The sequence below is a fragment of the Mesorhizobium sp. WSM4989 genome (genome assembly GCF_029625795.1).
GTDB lineage: Bacteria > Pseudomonadota > Alphaproteobacteria > Rhizobiales > Rhizobiaceae > Mesorhizobium.
On sequence record NZ_JARTVN010000003.1, the window covers coordinates 424892 to 439125 of the forward strand.

The window sequence follows — 14234 nt, forward strand, 5'->3', positions numbered from 1 at the left end:
GTGACGCGGCTGATCGGATCAGCGCAGCTGATCGAATCGTCAGCGCTCACGCGCAAATTCAAAACCTTAGGCGACGCAGCGCCCGTTGCCGAACCAACCTGTCCCCGAATCAAACTGCCGGAACCTCGCGGTCCCGGCAGCATTGCATCGCTTCGGTCGGCCGGCCAGAGCGATTTGGCCCGGCCATCCCCGTCTTTACTGGTTCAGCACAGCCTTGTCCGGGTTCGGCGGGAAGGCCGGGTCGGTCTTTTGGCCGCGCAGCAGCTGTTCGGCATAGATCAGCTGCAGGTCGTCCTTCGGCTCCGGCGGCACATAGGCGGCCGAGCCCGAGCCGGTCGAGCTCTCGTCGGCCCCCTTGATGTGGCCCTTGAGGTCCGATTCGCCGCGGGTCAGGTCCCTGCCCTGCAGGTCCGGCGGCAGCGGCTGCTCGACCTTGATGTCGGGCGTGATGCCCTTGCCCTGGATCGACTTGCCCGACGGCGTGTAATAGAGCGCGGTGGTGAGCCTGAGCGCGCCATTCTCGCCGAGCGGGATGATGGTCTGCACCGAACCCTTGCCGAACGACTGCGTGCCGACGACGGTGGCGCGGCGCAGATCCTGCAGCGCGCCGGCGACGATCTCGGACGCGCTTGCCGAGCCGCCATTGACCAGCACGATCAGCGGCTTGCCGCCGATGTCGTCGTTCTGCTTCGGCTTGGCGTCGAAGCGGGTAACGTCCTTCGGATCGCGGCCGCGGGTCGAGACGATCTCGCCGCGCTTCAGGAAGGCGTCCGACACGCTCACCGCCTGGTCGAGCAGGCCGCCCGGATTGAGGCGCAGGTCGAGCACATAGCCCTTCAGCTTGTCGTTGGGCACCTGCTTCTTGATGTTCTCGATGGCGTTCTCAAGATCGTCATAGGTCTTCTCGGTGAAAGAGGTGATCTTCATGTAGCCGATGTCATTCTCGACCCGGTACTTCACCGCCTTGACCTTGATGATGTCGCGCACGACCGTCAACTCGATCGGCTTGTCGGCGCCCTGGCGCAGGATGGTGAGCTTGATCGGCGTATTGACCGGGCCGCGCATCTTCTCGACCGCGTCGTTGAGGGTGAGGCCGCGCACCTCCTCGCCGTCGATCTTGGCGATATAGTCGCCGGCAAGCACGCCCGCCTTTGCGGCCGGCGTGTCGTCGATCGGCGTGATCACCTTGACCAGGTCGTTCTCCATCGTGACCTCGATGCCGAGGCCGCCGAACTCGCCCTTGGTCTGCACGCGCATATCCTGCGCCTGCTCGGCATTCATGTAGGACGAATGCGGGTCGAGCGAAGCGAGCATGCCGTTGATGGCGTTCTCAACCAGCGACTTGTCGTCCGGGGGCGTCACATATTGCGCGCGCACGCGCTCGAAGATGTCGCCGAAGATCGCCAGCTGCTTGTAGGTCTCGGAACCCGCAGCATTCGCCGCCGAGCCAGGTGCGCCGTAGACCAGGCTCATTGCCGATGCGCCCATCAGCGCGCCGGCAAACAGAAGCGACAATTTCCGCATCATTTCACGTCCTTCCAGAAAATCGGTCCGCCCACCAGGGGTTCGGATCGACGGGTTTTCCATCCTTGCGGAACTCAACATAGAGTTCCGGCGTCGCATTTCCATTCTGCGAGGCCGAGGTGCTTGCCACCCGGGCCTCTCCCATCGCGCCGATCGGCTCTCCTGCGAGCACCGACTGTCCGGTCGCGACGCTGATTCTGCTCATCCCCGCCAGGACGACATGATACCCATCGCCCGCATTGAGGATCAATAGTTGACCATAGGAGCGAAACGGCCCCGCATAAAGAACGTTTCCATCCGCCGGCGCGGTGACGATGGCCCCCGATTGTGTCGCAACCATGTCTCCCTGCATCATTGCGCCATTGCCGTCGTCGGTGCCGAAGCGCCGTTTGATCTTGCCGATGACCGGCAGCGCGATCTGGCCCTGGAGCGCCGCGAACGGGGCGGAAGCGGTTAAACGATTGCCCTCCGGCACCGGCGGCGCGGCGGGTTCCGCCGTCGATGCGGTCGTGTCGGCGTCCGCCGATTTCCGATCGGCCGCCTTGGCCTGGTCGGCCGCCTTGCGCTCCTTGTCGGCCTCGAGCGAGGCGATGAGGTCCTTGAGGCTGCTGGCCTTGTCCGCCAGCTGCTGCGAGCGCTGCCGCTCTGCTGCCAGGGCCGCTTCGGTATCGGCCTGCAGCTTCTGCTTGGCCTCGAGCAGCATGGTCAGTCGTTTCTTTTCCGCCGTCTGCTCGGTGATTGCAGCGGTAAGCCGCCCGCGTTCGGCCTCGATCGAGGCCGTCACCCGGGTCTGTTCCTTGAGATCGGCGAGCAGCCTGTCGGTCTGCTGGCGCAATTCCGGCACCACGGCGCCGAGCAGGATGGCACTGCGCACCGACGACAACGCGTCCTCCGGCTTGACCAGGATCGCCGGTGGCGGATTGAGCCCCATGCGTTGCAGCGCGCCGAGCACCTCGGCAAGTACGTCGCGCCGCGCCACCAGCGAAGCGTGCAGCTTCTCTTGCTCGGCCTTCAGTCCTTCCAATTTGGCGCCGATGTCCTCGATGTCCTGGCCGAGCTTCTGCTCGGTCATCGCCGACTGGATCAGCGCCGCACTGATCGAGGCATGGTCCTTCTTCACCGTCGCGACGTCGGCGGCAAGCTTGGCCAGCCGCTCGGAGGACAACGAGATTTCCTTGGAGACCTGCTCGTATTCGACCCGGCTCTTGTCGGGGTCCGGCGCGACATCGAGCGAATTTTCCGCGGCCATAGCCGGCCCGAGCGCGATCAGCGCGGCGACAAGTGTCAAGCCGCAGCGGCTGCGCCAGGCGCGCGTTCTCGAATTCCAGCCTTCAGACATCAGGCCTCGACTCTATCCGCCGCTTCGTTAACGAACCATCAACCATGTTGGAGCACCCGCAACAACCGTGATGTCGGTTCATTGAGGCGGAAATCGGTGCAAGCGGACGTGATCCCCAGCTTTCGGAGTCACAGCGCGAACGATGACTCACGAGCGGTGATAGGGATGCCCGGCAAGGATGGTGGCGATGCGATAGAGCTGTTCGCCGAGCATGACGCGCACCAGCTGATGCGGCCAGGTCAGCGCTCCGAACGACAACACCAGATCGGCCTCTTCGCGCAAGGATTTGTGATGGCCGTCCGCGCCGCCGATCGCGATGACCAGCGCCTTGCGGCCGCTGTCGCGCAACTGGCCGATGCGGGCCGCCAGGTCCTCCGAGGACAGCGCCTTGCCGCGTTCGTCGAGCAGGAACAGCACGTTGCCTTGCTGCAGCTGACCCTGCAGCTTCTGGCCCTCCTCGCGGCGACGTTCGTCGGCGCTCTGGCCGCGGCTCTCGGATGTCTCGACAATGCCGGCAAATTCCAGCCCGACCGCGGGCCCGCTCTTGGCGAAGCGCTCGAAATAGCGGTCGGCGAGCTCTCTCTCGGGGCCGGTCTTCATCCGGCCCACGGCATGAACGGTGATCTTCATCCTCGCCTCGGCGAGCTCTCGATCGGCGCCGGACCGGAACGGTCACGGCCCGCGATACGGCTCAGTGCAAGGTCTCTTCCTCGAGATCCGGCGCCTGCCACATCTTTTCGAGATTGTAGAATTCGCGGACTTCGGGACGGAAGACATGGACGATGATGTCGCCGGAATCGATCAGGACCCAGTCGGCGCTGGCCAGCCCTTCGACGCGCGCCATGCCGAGACCGGCATCCTTGAGCGCCTTGAGGAGATGGTCGGCGACCGCCGAGACATGGCGGTGCGATCGGCCCGATGCGACGACCATATAGTCGCCGAGGCTCGATTTACCCTGGATGTCGATTGAGACGATGTTTTCGGCCTTGGAGTCTTCCAGACTGGCAAGGACTGTCTTGATGGCGAGGGAGGCAGCATCGCTTCCGCTGATCCCGGCCGGCGAAGGCACGATATCGGCCTTCTTCCGCAGTGCTGTTCTCAGTGTGTTTCCTTTCCCAATAAGAACAACCAAATCACCCGGCAAATCAGGTGACCCTGCTTAGATAGGCAGAGTTCCATTGCAGTTTCAAGACGGGCGCGCTCTCAGGGCGGCCTCGGCAGGCCGGACAGGCCCTCGGAAGGCTGAAAAGAGCGGAACCCCTGCGCGCCGCATGGGTTATCGGCACACCGGACAAAGGGGATTCCCAACCATGCCAATCGACCCGCAGAGCGCCCTCATCACGATTCAGGCCGGGCTTGCGCAGCTCAGCTCGCTGATAGTCTCCTATTCCTTCTCGGCAACCGGTGCTGTGATCCTTCTGGTTGTCGGCTACCTCGTTGCCGGCCTTGCCGAGCGATCGATCTATGCCGGGCTCGGTCATATTCACGGCTTTGACGAGACGCTGCGCCACTTCTTCTCCCAGGTCGTCCGCTACGGCATCCTGATCCTTGTCGTTATCATGGTGCTCGGCCAGTTTGGCGTGCAGACGGCTTCGATCATCGCCGCGATCGGCGCTGCCGGTCTGGCGATCGGCCTTGCACTGCAAGGTACGCTGCAGAACATCGCCGCCGGCATCATGCTGCTTGCGCTGAGGCCCTTCCGCATCGGCGAATATGTGGAGGTCGGTGCGATCGCCGGCTCGATCGAGGAGATCGGCCTGTTCGCGACCAAGCTGCGCACTGTCGAAGGCATCTACATTCTGGCGCCCAACCAGACGCTGTGGAACCAGCCGGTACGGAATTTCACCCGCAACGGCGTCAGGCGCACCGATATCAGCTTGAGCATCGGTTCATGGAACGACATCGACCGCGGGCAGAAGACGCTGCTTGCCATCGCCAATGCCGAGAAGCGCATCCGGCGCGAGCCGGCGCCGATCGCCTTCATCGCAGGGCTTGGCGAGAGCACGGTTTCACTGACCCTGCGCTACTGGACTTCCGCGGCCGACTATTTCGCCACCCAGATCGACTTGACCAAACGCGCCAAGCTGGCCTTCGACAACGAGGGCATTTCGATCCCCCTGCCGCCGCCCGAGATACCGTCCCCGGAAGTCCGCAAGCAATAATCTCGTCAGGCCTTGGCCGGCTTTGTCGGCTCCTCCGACGCGAAGGCGAGCTCCACCGGCAGGGGCGTCTGCGCCGACATCGGCGCGAAGCTGCCGGTTGCGGCAGCGGGCATCGGTCGCGCCGCAAACACCCGCCACAGCACGAACAGGCAAAACGCGGAAGCGATGGCGATGCCGACATAGATGAAGGTCCCGGTGCCGAAGACGGCGGAAAGCGCCGTCACGATGCCGGGTACGATGAAGCCGGACAGCGACCAGGCAAAGAGTAGCGAACTCGACAGCGCCAGCAGCTCTTCCTTCCTGGCGCGGTCGGCGGCGTGGGCGCTGGACAGCGAATAGATCGATTCCGATGCACCGTCCCAGATCAGGTAGATCGCCACCAGGGCCATCAGCGCGCCGCCATCGAAGGCGATGGCGAGCAGGCTCGCCGCCACCGCCAGCGCCGCCGTGCCCGCCAGCACATAGCGGCGGTCGGTACGGTCCGAGAGCCAGCCGAGCGGTATCTGCAGGATCAGCGTGCCGACCGGCATCGCCGACAAGAGCAGCGCCACCTCTGCCTGGCTGTAACCCTTGGCGGTGGCGTGGATCGGCGCAAAACCGGAAATGATCATCGACAGGCCGCCCACCGCCAGCATGCCGACGACGCCGACTGGCGAGATCCTCCACGCTTGGCCGAGCGCCACCGAAGCGGCCTGCGGCGCGGGCGGCTGGGCAAGCCGCGTCATGCCCACCGGCAGGATGGACAACGCGGTGAAGGCGATGCCGATCAGCGGCGCCGCCGCCGTCTGGATGTCGATCGCGGCGAGCGTCGCATAACCGACGCCCAATCCGGCGATATAGGCGACGTAGAACACCGCCATCACCCGGCCGCGTATGGCGTTCGGCAAGGCGTCGTTGAGCCAGCTCTGCGCGACGATGAAAAGGCCGCATATGGCGAAGCCGTAGAGCGCCCGCGCCGCGATCCACAGCAGCGGCATCGGTCCGGCGCCGATCGCCACGTTGGAGAGCGCGATCAGCGCCGAAAGCACCATGAACGCGCGGGCATGGCCGACCCGGCGCACCAAGGGTCCGGTCAGGATGCAGCCGGCGAGCCCGCCGGCCGAAAGGCCGGTGACGATCAGTCCGGCCCAGGTCGGATCGAAACCGTCGGCGCCGAGCCGCACCGGAATGAAGGCGAACATCAGCCCGTTGCCGATCGCGATCAGCGCCATCGACACGATGACGCTGGCAATGGCAATCAGCGGCGCCGATTGTCCGGGATCGGTTTGGGTCTGCGTCAGCATGCCCTCGCAGCTTGGCTGATCGGAACGCGAAAGGCCGCCGTAAAAGCGACATCGCTCGGCCCCTTGTGGAAGAAGGGTGGCCTCAGCCCTTCGCCGCCTTGCGGATCGCGGTGGAGGAAAGGGACGAGCGCGGGCCGTGGATGAAGGTCCAGGCCGGCGCCCGCATGCGGGCAAGCAGCGGCGCGTCGCCTTCGTCGACGCGGGCATAGTCGAAGGTCTTGGCGACGACCGAGGACAGGAAGGAGAGCGTGGCGCCCGGTCGGTCGATGACCGCGATCGGGAAGGTCAGCACGATCTCGCGCCAGCGCTGCCAACGATGGAAGTCGCGTAAGGAATCCGCACCCATGATCCAGACGAAGTCGACGCCTGGATTGCGCGCCTTAACCAGCGCCAGCGTGTCCGCGGTGTAGCGGACATGCTGCGCCGCCTCGAAGGCAGTGACCTTGATCTTCGGATTCCTGGCGATCCTTTCGGACAGCGCGACGCGCTCGGCGAGAGGCGCCAGCTCGCGCGCGCTTTTCAGCGGATTGCCGGGCGTCACGATCCACCAGAGCTGGTCGAGGGCCAGCCTTCTCAGCGCAACCTCGGCGACCAGCGCGTGGCCCGCATGCGGCGGGTTGAACGAGCCGCCGAACAGGCCGACGGCCAGCCCTTTGCCGGCATGCGGCATGTGGAGATAGGGCGCGGGGACGGGCTGCTCGGGCTGGGAAAGCATGACGCTAGGCACCCCCCTCTGCCCTGCCGGCCATCTCCCCCGCAAGGGCGGATATTGGCAGCTCCTTCGCAGCCGCAAATCTTGCAGTGTTGGCGACTGGCGAAACCGGAAAAATCAGCTGATCTCCCCCCTTGCGGGGGAGATGCCCGGCAGGCCAGAGGGGGGTGCCTAGGCGCAAGCTTCAGCCTCTTAGAGCAAGCGACATCAAGGCCTCACTTGCCCCGACCCGCGCACGCAGTACTTGAACGAGGTCAGCTGCTCGACGCCGACCGGTCCGCGCGCATGCATCTTGCCGGTGGCGATGCCGATCTCGGCGCCCATGCCGAACTCGCCGCCGTCGGCGAACTGTGTCGAGGCATTGTGCAACAAAATCGCCGAGTCGATCTCGCTGAAGAATGTTTCGACCGCTTGCGCATCCTCGGCGACGATCGCCTCGGTGTGATGCGAGGAGAAGGTCTCGATATGCTCGATCGCGCCCGCCACGCCGTCGACCAGCTTCACCGCGATGATCGCGTCGAGATATTCCGTCACCCAGTCGGCGTCGGTCGCCGGGCTGGCGTCGGCAAAGGCTTTCATCACCTCGGCGTCGGCATGGACCTCACAGCCGACCGCGCGCAGGGCCTTCAGGATCGGCACCAGATGGGTGGACGCGACCGCGCGGTCGACGAGCAGCGTCTCGGCGGCGCCGCACACGCCGGTGCGCCGCATCTTGGCGTTGACGGCGATCTGGACCGCCATGTCGAGCTTCGCCGAACGATCGACATAGAGATGGCAGATGCCTTCGAGATGGGCAAAGACCGGCACGCGCGCCTCGGTCTGCACGCGCCCGACTAGGCTCTTGCCGCCGCGGGGGATGATGACGTCGAGATTGCCGGCTAGGCCCTTGAGCATCTCGCCGACCGCGGCGCGGTCGGTGGTCGGCACCAATTGGATGGCGTCTTGCGGCAGGCCGGCTGCCTTCAACCCTTCGACCATGCAGGCATGGATAGCCGACGACGAATTGATCGAATCCGAGCCGCCGCGCAGGATCACGGGATTGCCGGCTTTCAGGCAGAGCGCGCCGGCATCCGCCGTCACGTTCGGGCGGCTTTCATAGATGACGCCGATGACGCCGAGCGGCGTGCGCACGCGCTCGATATGGAGGCCGTTCGGCCGGTCCCATTCGGCAATCACCTCGCCGACCGGATCCTTGAACGCCGCGATCTCGCGAATGCCGTCGGCCATCGCCTTGATGCGTGAGGGGTTAAGTTTCAGCCGGTCCATGAAGGAACCGGACAGCCCGGCTTCCTCGCCATTCGACATATCGATGGCGTTAGCCTCTAGGATCGCCTGCTCGTTGCGCAGGATGGCGTCGGCCATGGCGGCCAAGGCGTCGTTCTTGGCCTTGGTCGATGCGACGGCCAACGGTCCGGCAGCAGCGCGCGCCTTGCCGCCTATCTGTGCCATCAAACTGGCTACATCTTGGCCTTGGTGTTTGTCCAACATTTGACCGCTCCGGTGAAGCTGGTGGATTTACACGCGGTTGGGCCTCGCGGCAATGGCTGCAAAGTTGGGGGAGGCAGCATGAAGGGCGCCATAATCCTCGTTGTTCTGGGCGCGATGTTCGTGCCGACCGGGCTGCGCGCGGCCGATTACTGCGACGACAAGATCGAACCCGGCGAAAGCCCCGATGGCAAGGCTATGACCATGATGAGTTCCATATTCTCCATCGGACTCGCCGAGCGCTATTGCGGCGCACCACCGATGCCGCTTTCCCAAATCTTTGTCGTTGTTGAGGAGGCCCACGGGTGCGGTCCGCGCGCACGACTCGAGGCGAAATTCAAGAAAACGCTGGACGAAGGCGGGTCGAAGATAACGACAACCGCCGAACTCGTCCGCGAGATGCTATCAGAAGGCGGGAGCGATCTCCCTCAGGCCGAAGTAGATCGACAAGCCAAGGCCGCCATTGAAACCGAGATGGGCGGTTGCAGTGAGCTTGTGAAAATGCAGCGAGAATTTCAGGAGAGATACCGCAATCCACCCCAATGGCCACCGAAGCCCGAGAAGTAGCGACCATAAATCAATGGACCGCGTCTCAGTTGGCGGCGCCGCTTACCACAAGGTCGTCGCGATGGATCATCGCCGAGCGAGCCTCGTAGCCGAGCACATTTTCGATCTCGGCCGTCTTCAAACCCGCGATCCTTACGGCATCGGCGGCATCATAGGCAACCAGCCCGCGCGCGATCTCGCGGCCCTCGGGCGACAGGATCGCCACCGTGTCGCCGCGCGAGAAATTGCCGCTGACGAGCTTGACGCCGGCCGGCAGCAGCGACTTGCCCGATTTCAGCGCGCCGACAGCGCCGGCATCGACGGTGAGCCGCCCGGCCGGCTCCAACTGTCCCGCGATCCAGGTCTTGTAGCCCTTCACCGGGTTGGCGCTGGGGTTGAAGAAAGTGGCGCGCTCGCCGCGCTCGATCGCCATCAGCGGCGACAGGCGCGTGCCGGCGGTGATGATCATCGCGGTGCCGGCGGCGTTGGCGATCTTGCCCGCGTCGAGCTTGGTCCGCATGCCGCCGCGCGAGAGTTCCGAAGCGGCGGCGCCCGCCATCGCCTCGATGTCCGGCGTGATGCGGTCGACCACCGGAATGAACTTGGCTTGCGGGTCCTTGGCCGGCGGCGCCGTATAGAGTCCGTCGATGTCGGAAAGCAGCACCAGAAGATCGGCGCCCATCATCGTCGCCACCCGCGCCGCCAGCCGGTCGTTGTCGCCATAACGGATTTCGGAGGTCGCGACCGTGTCGTTCTCGTTGATGACCGGCACCGCCTTCATCTTGAGCAAGGTCGAGATCGTTGCGCGGGCGTTGAGGTAGCGGCGGCGCTCCTCGGTATCGCCGAGGGTCAACAGAATCTGCCCGGATTTGAGCCCGTCCCTGCCCAGCGCATCCGACCAGGCGCCCGCAAGCGCGATCTGGCCGACGGCCGCCGCCGCCTGGCTTTCCTCGAGCTTCAGCGCGCGTTTGCCGAGCCCGAGAATGGTGCGGCCGAGCGCAATGGCGCCCGAGGAGACGACGAGCACCTCCGCGCCGGCATTGGCGAGCACCGCGATGTCCTCGGCTAAAGAGGTCAGCCAATCGCGCTTCAAGCCGGTCGCGCGGTCGACGAGCAGCGCCGAGCCGATCTTCACGGTTATGCGCCGGTATGATTTCAGCGATTTCATGGGTTTTGCCGCCAGCGCGTATCGACTGGAGCGGGAACGGCATCGCGTGCCTCGGTGACCACCGCCATCAGCGCGCGCTGCACAGCCTCGACGCCTTCGCCGGTGACGGCTGACAACAGCATCGGCGCGCGGCCGACGGCGCGTTTCAGCGAGGCAGCCTTCTTCTTGCGGGCGTCCGCGTCGAGTATGTCGACCTGGCTGAGGGCGACGATCTCAGGTTTGTCGGCCAGCCCATGGCCATAGGCTGCGAGCTCGGCGCGCACGGTCTTGTAGGCCTTGCCGGGATTTTCCTCCTGCGCCGAGACGAGATGCAGCAGGACGCGCGTGCGCTCGACATGGCCGAGGAAGCGGTCGCCGATGCCGACGCCCTCATGCGCGCCCTCGATCAGGCCGGGGATGTCAGCCAGCACGAACTCGCGGCCGTCGATGCGGGCGACGCCGAGGCCCGGATAGAGCGTGGTGAAGGGATAGTCGGCGATCTTCGGCTTGGCGGCGGTGACGGCCGCAAGGAAGGTCGACTTGCCGGCGTTGGGCAGGCCGACGAGGCCGGCATCGGCGATCAGCTTGAGCCGCAGCCAGATGCTCAACTCCTCGCCCGGCTGGCCGGGATTGGCGCGGCGCGGCGCCTGGTTGGTCGAGGTCTTGAAATGCTGGTTGCCGAAGCCGCCATTGCCGCCCTTGGCGAGCAGAAAGCGTTGGCCGACCTCGGTTAAATCGCAGATCAGCGTCTCATTGTCCTCGGCGAATACCTGGGTGCCGGCCGGCACTTTCAGCGTCGCGTCGGCGCCCTTGGCGCCCGTCATGTTGCGGCCCATGCCGTGCATGCCGGTCTTGGCCTTGAAATGCTGCTGGTAACGGTAGTCGATCAGTGTGTTCAAGCCATCGACGGCTTCGATCCAGACATCGCCGCCTCGGCCACCGTCGCCGCCGTCCGGACCGCCGAACTCGATGAATTTCTCGCGGCGGAACGACATCGATCCGGCACCACCGTCGCCGGACCGGATGTAAACTCGGGCTTGGTCGAGGAATTTCATCGGATTTTCAGGTTTCTGCTATTGCGCTTGCGGGATTGCTCTAAACCAAGGTGGAGCCAAGGGCGAGGCCCGTTTGCAACTAAAGCGCCGGATGCACTTTAGCCAGGGGCGCGGTAGCACTGTTCGCGGGCGAGACCGGGAGGCGCGAATGAAGCTTGTCACTTACAACATCCAGTATGGCATCGGCCTCGACGGCAAATACGATGTCGGCCGCATCGCCGACGCGGTGCGCGGCGCCGATGTCATCGCCCTGCAGGAAGTCACCCGCAACAACCCGCGCAACGGCGACCGCGACATGGTGGCCGAGATCGGCGAAGCGCTGCCGGACTATTTTGTCGCCTATGCCAGCAATTTCGAGGTCAATATCGGCTCGCGCCTGGATGCCGGCCGCGCCGTCACCCGCACCTTCCAGCTCGGCAATATGGTGCTGTCGAAGACGCCCATTCATCTGTCGCGTAATCTCCTTCTGCCGCGCAGCCGCAGCCTGGAGCGGATGAACTTCCAGCGCGGCGCGCTGGAGGCGCTGATCGAGACGCCGCTCGGCTTCATCCGCTTCTATTCCACCCATCTCGACCACCGCAGCCCCGTCGAGCGTCAGAGCCAGATCCGTTTCCTGCGCCAGCGCCTGCTCAACTACGCGCTGGAAGGCGGCGGCCTTTCCGGCATTCCCGAAATCGGCCTGCCGGACCTGCCCTATCCGGAAGCCTTCATCGTCATGGGCGACTTCAACATGCTGCCCGGATCGCCCGAATATGTCGAACTCGCCGGACGCCCGGACCATGAATTCGGCATGCCGCTCACCGCCGATCTCGCCGTCGATGTCGCCCAGCGCTTGGACGTTTCCGGCCTCTTCACCTGGATCGACCCCAATCGTCCCAACGATGCGGGCCGCCACAAATGCATCGACTACGTCTTCACCAGCGCTTCGCTCGCCGGCTCGCTGAAGCGCCTGTGGGCCGACCGGCAGGCGCGTGGATCGGACCACCTGCCGGTCTGGGTCGAATTGGGTTGAGTCGTCTTTGAGCGCCGACGCCTAGGCGTGTTGCTATTCAGGTCAGGCTGAGCCGAAAATGACGGCTTCCGAGAACCGGAGCGGAGCGTACTGAAAGTACGCGAGCACCGGAAGCGCAGGAAACCGTCATTTGCAGGCCGGCTTCACCTGAATTTCAACATGCCTAGAAGTGCACCCAGTTGCGCAGGCTCGTCCAGGTCTTGCGGTCCAGCCGGTAGCGCTCGACCGGCACCTGGCCGGCGACGATCGAGTTCAGCATGCCCTGGCCGGCATACTGAAAGCCGCACTTGTGGATGACGCGGCGCGATGCCGGATTGATGACCCTGGTCGAGGCATGCAGCACCTGGATCGAGGTCTTCTGGAAAGCAAGGTCGACCAGCGCGTGCGCCGCCTCGGTCGCATAGCCGCGCTTCCAGTAAGGCTCGCCGATCCAGTAGCCCAGCTCCAGCCCGCGATCGGTGGTATTCAACCCCGCGCAGCCGACGAAAGTGCCGGTGCCGGCGAGCGTCAGCGCATAGGCGATGCCGGCGCGGCGCGACGAGGCCATGGCGAGGAAGGCGCGGGCCTCGGCTTCGCCGTAAGGATGCGGCATGCGGGCCAGCATTTCGGCGACGTGACGGTTGTCGGCCAGAGCGACGAGTTGCGCGAGATCGCTCTCGCGCGGAGCGCGCATGACCAGGCGCTCGGTGGCGAGCACCGGGCAATCGATCGCGTAACTTTCGTCTTCGGTGTCTTCCGCTTCGGCAACCATTTTAGTCCTCCAGGGCAAAGAAAAATGAAAAAGGAGAGATGGAAGCCCATCTCTCCTGATCCTTTTCCTGGCCTGGCCAGACACCGGTTCCCGAGATGGGCGCCGGTGTTATGGTGCGGAACCGGCTACTCCGCTGCTTTGGTGATCGGGTTTACCGAGACGTAGGTTCGGCCGTTGGCTTTTTTGTTGAAGGTGACTGCGCCGGCTTCGAGCGCAAAAAGGGTGTGGTCCGTGCCCATGCCAACGTTGGTGCCCGGATGCCATTGCGTGCCGCGCTGACGAATGATGATGTTGCCGGCGACGACGGCTTCGCCACCGAACTTTTTCACGCCGAGACGCTTGGAGTGCGAATCGCGACCGTTGCGCGACGAACCGCCAGCTTTCTTGTGTGCCATCTAACTAACTCCGATGCGCCCTGAGGCGCTTGAATGGTCTTATGAACGCGTTCGCGTTCCGTTTCAAGTGCGTACCGGCGACGATTATCGCCGACCGTCCTTACTTCTTTTTCGCCAGCTCCTTGGCCTGCTCGCGCCAATCCTTGATCTGGTCGGCGCTGAACGGCATGTGCTCGTCGATCTTGGCGACATCCTTCTCGGTCAGCTTGGCCAGCTGCGCAAAGGTGACGATGCCCTGCTCGGCGAGATCCTTCGCCGCGACGGGACCGATGCCCTTGATCACGGTCAAATCGTCCGGCTCGCCCTTCGGTGCCTTGAACAGCGGCGCGGCCTTGGCCTCTTCGCTGGCGGGAGCTTCCTTGGGGGCGGCCTCTGCCTTGGCTTCCTTCTTGGCCTTGGCCTCCTTCGGAGCGGCTTCGGCCTTCGCCTCGGCGGCGACGTCTGCCTTGGCTTCGGGCGCCATGGCCTCAGCCTTGGCGGTGGCCTTCTTCGACGGCTTGGCGCCGCCCAGCAGGATCTCGGAGATCCGGACGGTGGTCAGAAGCTGGCGGTGGCCGATCTTGCGGCGCGAATTCTGGCGGCGGCGCTTCTTGAAAGCGATGACGGTGCGGTTCTTGCCCTGCTCGACGACTTCCGCCGTGACCAGAGCGCCATCGACGAACGGCGCGCCGAAGGTGACATTCTCACCCTCGCCATGCGCGAGAACAGTGCCGATCTCGACGATCTCGCCGACCTTGGCTTCGACTTTCTCGATCTTGAGCAGATCGTTGGCGGCGACGCGATACTGCTTGCCGCCCGTTTTGATGACTGCGAACATTTTTTG

The 14234-nt window shown here is 64.6% G+C and carries 15 protein-coding genes; 3 read left to right on the forward strand and 12 right to left on the reverse strand.

Going from position 1 to position 14234, the window contains the following annotated elements:
- Window positions 1-195: 195 nt before the first annotated feature.
- The 4 genes from P9217_RS26975 to rsfS all read right to left on the reverse strand — a co-directional run bounded on the left by P9217_RS26975 (window position 196) and on the right by rsfS (window position 3932).
- Window positions 196-1527 (reverse strand): S41 family peptidase, encoded by a 1332-nt coding sequence (locus P9217_RS26975; RefSeq protein WP_067001610.1) that lies wholly within the window; start codon window positions 1525-1527, stop codon window positions 196-198.
- Between the two features lies 1 nt (window position 1528).
- Window positions 1529-2863 (reverse strand): murein hydrolase activator EnvC, encoded by a 1335-nt coding sequence (locus P9217_RS26980; protein WP_278088172.1) that lies wholly within the window; start codon window positions 2861-2863, stop codon window positions 1529-1531.
- A gap of 147 nt (window positions 2864-3010) precedes the next feature.
- Window positions 3011-3493, reverse strand: coding sequence for a 23S rRNA (pseudouridine(1915)-N(3))-methyltransferase RlmH (gene rlmH, locus P9217_RS26985; RefSeq protein ID WP_067001603.1), 483 nt, complete (start codon window positions 3491-3493; stop codon window positions 3011-3013).
- Window positions 3494-3554: 61 nt separating this feature from the next.
- Window positions 3555-3932, reverse strand: a complete 378-nt coding sequence (gene rsfS / locus P9217_RS26990; RefSeq protein WP_059189846.1) for a ribosome silencing factor — start codon at window positions 3930-3932, stop codon at window positions 3555-3557.
- A gap of 241 nt (window positions 3933-4173) precedes the next feature.
- Here rsfS and P9217_RS26995 point away from each other — a divergent pair, with 241 nt between their 5' ends.
- A complete protein-coding gene (locus P9217_RS26995) occupies window positions 4174-5025 on the forward strand; it encodes a mechanosensitive ion channel domain-containing protein (RefSeq protein ID WP_278088173.1) in 852 nt (283 codons plus the stop codon).
- A 5-nt stretch (window positions 5026-5030) separates the two neighbouring features.
- On the opposite strand, the gene P9217_RS27000 is transcribed toward P9217_RS26995, so the two are convergent.
- The 3 genes from P9217_RS27000 to P9217_RS27010 form a co-directional block, all read right to left on the reverse strand.
- Window positions 5031-6308 (reverse strand): MFS transporter, encoded by a 1278-nt coding sequence (locus P9217_RS27000; RefSeq protein ID WP_095799735.1) that lies wholly within the window; start codon window positions 6306-6308, stop codon window positions 5031-5033.
- Window positions 6309-6390: 82 nt separating this feature from the next.
- A complete protein-coding gene (locus tag P9217_RS27005; RefSeq protein ID WP_095799734.1) occupies window positions 6391-6978 on the reverse strand; it encodes a nicotinate-nucleotide adenylyltransferase in 588 nt (195 codons plus the stop codon).
- 249 nt (window positions 6979-7227) lie between these two features.
- Window positions 7228-8508, reverse strand: coding sequence for a glutamate-5-semialdehyde dehydrogenase (locus P9217_RS27010; RefSeq protein WP_095799732.1), 1281 nt, complete (start codon window positions 8506-8508; stop codon window positions 7228-7230).
- A gap of 78 nt (window positions 8509-8586) precedes the next feature.
- Here P9217_RS27010 and P9217_RS27015 point away from each other — a divergent pair, with 78 nt between their 5' ends.
- Entirely contained in the window at window positions 8587-9072 is a 486-nt protein-coding gene (locus P9217_RS27015; protein ID WP_095799731.1) for a hypothetical protein, read from the forward strand.
- Between the two features lie 25 nt (window positions 9073-9097).
- On the opposite strand, the gene proB is transcribed toward P9217_RS27015, so the two are convergent.
- On the reverse strand, window positions 9098-10219 hold the full coding sequence (gene proB, locus P9217_RS27020) for a glutamate 5-kinase (protein WP_095799730.1): 1122 nt from the start codon (window positions 10217-10219) through the stop codon (window positions 9098-9100).
- Window positions 10216-11253 carry a GTPase ObgE gene (gene obgE / locus P9217_RS27025; protein WP_095799729.1) on the reverse strand — a complete coding sequence of 346 codons (1038 nt, stop codon included), beginning with the start codon at window positions 11251-11253 and terminating at the stop codon, window positions 10216-10218. The genes proB and obgE overlap by 4 nt, the downstream gene beginning before the upstream one ends.
- A gap of 148 nt (window positions 11254-11401) precedes the next feature.
- Here obgE and P9217_RS27030 point away from each other — a divergent pair, with 148 nt between their 5' ends.
- Complete coding sequence (locus P9217_RS27030) at window positions 11402-12265, forward strand: endonuclease/exonuclease/phosphatase family protein (protein ID WP_067319561.1); 864 nt, start codon at window positions 11402-11404, stop codon at window positions 12263-12265.
- Window positions 12266-12428: 163 nt separating this feature from the next.
- On the opposite strand, the gene P9217_RS27035 is transcribed toward P9217_RS27030, so the two are convergent.
- The 3 genes from P9217_RS27035 to rplU form a co-directional block, all read right to left on the reverse strand.
- The gene (locus P9217_RS27035; RefSeq protein WP_067001577.1) at window positions 12429-13016 is read right to left on the reverse strand and encodes a GNAT family protein; all 588 of its coding nucleotides are present in this window, start codon (window positions 13014-13016) and stop codon (window positions 12429-12431) included.
- A gap of 125 nt (window positions 13017-13141) precedes the next feature.
- Window positions 13142-13411 carry a 50S ribosomal protein L27 gene (rpmA, locus tag P9217_RS27040; protein ID WP_040991608.1) on the reverse strand — a complete coding sequence of 90 codons (270 nt, stop codon included), beginning with the start codon at window positions 13409-13411 and terminating at the stop codon, window positions 13142-13144.
- Window positions 13412-13511: 100 nt separating this feature from the next.
- The gene (rplU, locus tag P9217_RS27045) at window positions 13512-14228 is read right to left on the reverse strand and encodes a 50S ribosomal protein L21 (protein ID WP_278088174.1); all 717 of its coding nucleotides are present in this window, start codon (window positions 14226-14228) and stop codon (window positions 13512-13514) included.
- Window positions 14229-14234 lie beyond the last annotated feature (6 nt).

Excerpts from the sequence above, each read along its gene's own strand:
- P9217_RS26975 (WP_067001610.1), bottom strand. The coding sequence starts at position 1,527 with ATGATGCGGAAATTGTCGCTTCTGTTTGCCGGCGCGCTGATGGGCGCA.
- P9217_RS26980 (WP_278088172.1), bottom strand. The coding sequence starts at position 2,863 with ATGTCTGAAGGCTGGAATTCGAGAACGCGCGCCTGGCGCAGCCGCTGC.
- rlmH (WP_067001603.1), bottom strand. The coding sequence starts at position 3,493 with ATGAAGATCACCGTTCATGCCGTGGGCCGGATGAAGACCGGCCCCGAG.
- P9217_RS26995 (WP_278088173.1), top strand. The coding sequence starts at position 4,174 with ATGCCAATCGACCCGCAGAGCGCCCTCATCACGATTCAGGCCGGGCTT.
- P9217_RS27000 (WP_095799735.1), bottom strand. The coding sequence starts at position 6,308 with ATGCTGACGCAGACCCAAACCGATCCCGGACAATCGGCGCCGCTGATT.
- P9217_RS27005 (WP_095799734.1), bottom strand. The coding sequence starts at position 6,978 with ATGCCGCATGCCGGCAAAGGGCTGGCCGTCGGCCTGTTCGGCGGCTCG.
- P9217_RS27010 (WP_095799732.1), bottom strand. The coding sequence starts at position 8,508 with ATGTTGGACAAACACCAAGGCCAAGATGTAGCCAGTTTGATGGCACAG.
- P9217_RS27015 (WP_095799731.1), top strand. The coding sequence starts at position 8,587 with ATGAAGGGCGCCATAATCCTCGTTGTTCTGGGCGCGATGTTCGTGCCG.
- proB (WP_095799730.1), bottom strand. The coding sequence starts at position 10,219 with ATGAAATCGCTGAAATCATACCGGCGCATAACCGTGAAGATCGGCTCG.
- obgE (WP_095799729.1), bottom strand. The coding sequence starts at position 11,253 with ATGAAATTCCTCGACCAAGCCCGAGTTTACATCCGGTCCGGCGACGGT.
- P9217_RS27030 (WP_067319561.1), top strand. The coding sequence starts at position 11,402 with ATGAAGCTTGTCACTTACAACATCCAGTATGGCATCGGCCTCGACGGC.
- P9217_RS27035 (WP_067001577.1), bottom strand. The coding sequence starts at position 13,016 with ATGGTTGCCGAAGCGGAAGACACCGAAGACGAAAGTTACGCGATCGAT.
- rpmA (WP_040991608.1), bottom strand. The coding sequence starts at position 13,411 with ATGGCACACAAGAAAGCTGGCGGTTCGTCGCGCAACGGTCGCGATTCG.
- rplU (WP_278088174.1), bottom strand. The coding sequence starts at position 14,228 with ATGTTCGCAGTCATCAAAACGGGCGGCAAGCAGTATCGCGTCGCCGCC.